The organism is Kitasatospora sp. NPDC033851 (assembly GCF_055576085.1).
Genome location: NZ_JBVIRL010000088.1, coordinates 1 through 4111, shown reverse-complemented (window position 1 = coordinate 4111; position 4111 = coordinate 1). Strand labels below are relative to the sequence as shown.

At 72.4% G+C, this 4111-nt stretch carries 1 protein-coding gene; it reads right to left on the bottom strand.

Annotation, left to right across the window (positions count from 1 at the left end; translation table 11 throughout):
* The coding region (locus ACZ51D_RS43500) for an amino acid adenylation domain-containing protein (RefSeq protein WP_465665843.1) at window positions 1-4111 on the bottom strand (4111 nt) is incomplete at both ends.

The window sequence follows — 4111 nt, the reverse complement described above, 5'->3', positions numbered from 1 at the left end:
ACCGCGTCACCCGTGCGGTAGAGCCGGCCGCCCACACCGAACGGGTCCGCGACGAACCGCTCCGCCGTCAGCCCCGGCCGACCCACGTAGCCCTGCGTGACACCGTCACCGGCCACGTACAACTCACCCACCACACCCGGCGGCACCGGCCGCAGCCAGCCGTCCAGCACATACACCCGGACGTTGGCGAAGGGGCGCCCGATCGAGGGGTCGGTGTCGGCGTCCGGGTCCAGGGCGGCACTGAAGGAGGCCGCGACGGTGGTCTCGGTGGGCCCGTAGCCGTTGACCATGGTCCGCCCCCGGCCGAAGCGGGCGACCAGGCCCGCCGGGACGGGCTCCGCGCCGGCGATCAGGCTGCGCAGCTCGGGCAGTTCGACGTCCGGCAGGGTGGCGAGCGCGGCGGGCAGGATGATCGCGTGGTTCACCCGCTGCTCGACCAGGACCTGCGCCAGCGCCTCGCCCGCGAGCGGGCCGGGCGCCGGCAGGACCAGGGCGGCGCCCCGGCCCAGGGCCATCAGGGTCTCCAACAGCGCCACGTCGAAGCTGGTCGAGGCCAGTTGCAGCACCCGGTCCCCCGGCTGCACGCCGAGGAGTTCGGCGGGCACCGTGAGCAGCCCGCTCAGGCCGTGGTGCGGGACCTCGACGCCCTTGGGGCGGCCGGTGGAGCCCGAGGTGTAGATGACGTACGCGGGCTGGAGCAGCTCGATCGCCACCTCGGGCAGGCCGTCCGGCAGCTGCGTGTGCTCGACCAGGGCCGGGTCCAGGGTGCGCACGCCCGTGGTCGCGACGGTGGCGCCGGCGGCCTCGTCGGTTATCACCAGCCGGATGCCGGAGTCGCCGACCATGTGGTCGAGCCGGTCGGCCGGGTAGGTCGGGTCGAGCGGTACGTAGACGGCGCCGGCGTGCACCACGGCCTGCATCGCAGTCAGCCAGGCGATGCCGCGCGGCAGGGCAACCCCGACGCGTTCGCCCGGGCGGACGCCCTCGGCGATCAGCAGGTGCGCCAACCTGGCGGACCGGGCCTGGAGTTCGGCGTAGGTCAGGGTGTCGTCGGCGCAGACGACGGCGGGCAGGTCCGGGGTCCGCTCGGTCTGGCTGCGGAAGATCTCGGACAGGTTCAGCCTGGTCAGGTCGCGGGCGGTGTCGTTCCACTGGCCGAGGACCTGGTGGCGCTGGTCGGCGCCGAGCGGGTCGAGCCCGGCCAGGGTGGTGGAGCCGTCGGCGGCGACGACGCTCTCGGCGTGCCGGACCAGCTGGTCACGCAGGCCCTCGACGGTGCTGCGGTCGAAGACGGCCGGGTCGTAGGGCAGGATCAGCTCGATCCGGTCGCCGGCGTAGGCCAGCAGGTTGAGCGGGTAGTTGGAGGCCTCGATCGCGCTGACGTCGCTGACGGTCAGGCCGCGTTCGGCGGCCGCGTCGATGTCCAGCGGGTAGTTCTCGAAGACGACCAGCGTGTCGAACAGGGCCTGGTCGGTGGGCAGTTCGCTGACGGCCTGGATCCGGGTGAGCGGGAGGTAGTCGAAGCGCCGGGCCTCGACCTGCTCGGCCTGGAGCGCCTGCAGCCACTCCACCACACCCTGGTGCGGGTCCAGATCCACCCGCACCGGAAGGGAGTTGATGAACACGCCGATCATCTCGTCCGCACCCGGCAGCTCCACCGGACGACCCGACGTCGTCGCCCCGAACACCACGTCGGTACGACCCGAGCAGCCCGCCAGCAGCAGCGCCCACAGGCCCTGCACCACCGCGTTCACCGTCAGCCGATGCCGGCGCGCGAACCCGAACACCCGCTCCGACAGCTCCTGCGACAGCCGCACCCCGACCCGGCCGGTCGAACGGGACTGACCCGCCCGCACCACCTGACGGTCGAACGGCAGCGCCACCGGGGACTCGAACCCGGCCAGCACGGAGCGCCAGAACTCCTCCGCCACCCCCGCGTCCCGACCCCGCAACCAGCCCACCTGCGCCGCCAAACCGCGACCACCGGAGAGCAGCGGCAGCGCCGAACCCGCCGAACGCGCCGCGAAATCGTCGAACACCAGCGACAGCACCCGCGCCAGACTCCACCCGTCCAACAGGATGTGATGGAACGTCAACAGCACACGCACCCGGCCCGGCGCCACCGTCACCAACGTCAGCCGCGCCAACGGCACCTGCCGCAGATCCAGCCCCCGCTCACGGTCGGCCGCCACCAGAGCGTCCCAACGCACCGCCTGACCGTCCCCGTCCACCGAGGACCAGTCCAACACCTCCACCGGCAGCACCACACCCCGGCGCACCACCTGCACCGGCTCCGGCACGCCCTCCCACACGACGCCCACCCGCAGCGCCTGCACCTCGTCCACCACCCGCTGCCACGACGCGGCGAACCCACCCACGTCCGACACACCATCGGCGGTGAACATCAACTGCTCGAAGTACGCCGGAGAATCGGCCTCCACCAGCGAGTGGAACAACATGCCACTCTGCATCGGCGACAGCGGCAACACCTCCTCCACCCCCCGGCCGTCTCCGACCACCAGGTCCACACCCGCCTGATCCAGCCCCGACAGCGGGAAGTCCGACGGCGTCAACCCACCCGCCCCCGGCACCCCGCAGTGCGCCACGAACTCCTCCAACGCGGCCACGAAACCCGCGGACAACCCCTCGATCACCGCAACGGAGAACACGCCCTCCTGCCAGCCCCACTCCACCAGCAGCCGACCGTCCACCACCCGGCCCACGACATCCAGGACGTGGGAGCGGGGGTCCAGCGGGCTGTGCTCGCCGGCGGGGCTGGGCAGCATGGCCCGGTAGAAGTCGCCGTCTCCGGTCAGGCCGTCGAACTGGCCGAGGTAGTTGAAGCTCACCTGCGGGCGGATCGCGCCCAGTTCTCCGGCCGCGGAGTCCTGATCGCCGAGGTAGCGCAGGGCGCCGTGCCCGATCCCGCGGCCCGGCACCGTACGGACCCGCTCCTTGACCGCCTTGACCAGCACGTCCCAGTCGCCGCCCGCCGGCAGTTCCAACGGGAACACCGAGGTGAACCAGCCCACCGTCCGCGAGACGTCCACGCCCGCGAACAGCTCCTCACGACCATGCCCCTCGACATCCACCAGCACCCGGTCCCGGCCGGTCCACTCCCCCAGCACCCGGGCCAGCACCGCCAGCAACACCTCGTTCACCCGGGTCCGGTACACCCCCGGCACCCGCTGCAACAGCGCCCGCGTCGCCTCCACCGACAAGGCGCCCGAAACCACCCGCAAACCACCGGGCCGCGCCGCCACACCCTCCACCGGCAGACCCGGCTCAACCCCCTGGCCCACACCGGACCAGTACGCCAGCTCGGAGTCGAAACCACCCGACTCCACCAGCTCCCGCAGCCGGTACGCCCACTCCTGGAACGACGCCGACTTCACGCCCAGATCCACCGCGGCACCGGACACCACCTGCCCGTACGCCACCGCCAGATCCTCCAGCAGCACCCGCCACGACACCCCGTCCACCACCAGGTGGTGCGCCACCACCACCAACCGCACCCCACCCGCACCGAGATCGATCAGGGCGAAGCGGATCAGCGGGCCGTCGGCGAGGTCGAAGCCGTGCTGCATCGTGTCGGTGATGGTGTCGAGCGCGCTCTGCCAGGCGTCCGGCGCGAGTGCGGACAGGTCGTGGTGCTCGACCGGTACGGTCCGGTCCTCGGCGAGGTTGCGCTGGCGCCAGCCGGCGCCGGTGCGCTCGAAGCGCAGCCGCAGCGCGTCGTGGTGCGCGACCAGGGCCTCCACCGCCCGGGTGAGCGCGGTGTGGTCGACGGCTTGGGCGAGTTCCAGGTGGACGGCCATGTTGAAGTGTTGCGGTGCCGTGCGGTGGGTGCGGAAGAACCACCGCTGGATCGGGGTGAGCACCACGGAGCCCTCCACGGGCGGCTGGTCCTGGACGGGGGCGGCGGAGGCGGTGGGGCCGCCGAGGGCGGCGGCCAGCGAGGCGACCGTCTGGTGCTGGAAGATGTCCCGCGAGGTGAGGGTGAGTCCGGCCTTGCGGGCGCGGGCGACGACCTGGATGCTGAGGATCGAGTCGCCGCCCAGGTCGAAGAAGTTGTCCTCGACCCCGACCCGCTCGACACACAGCACCTGCG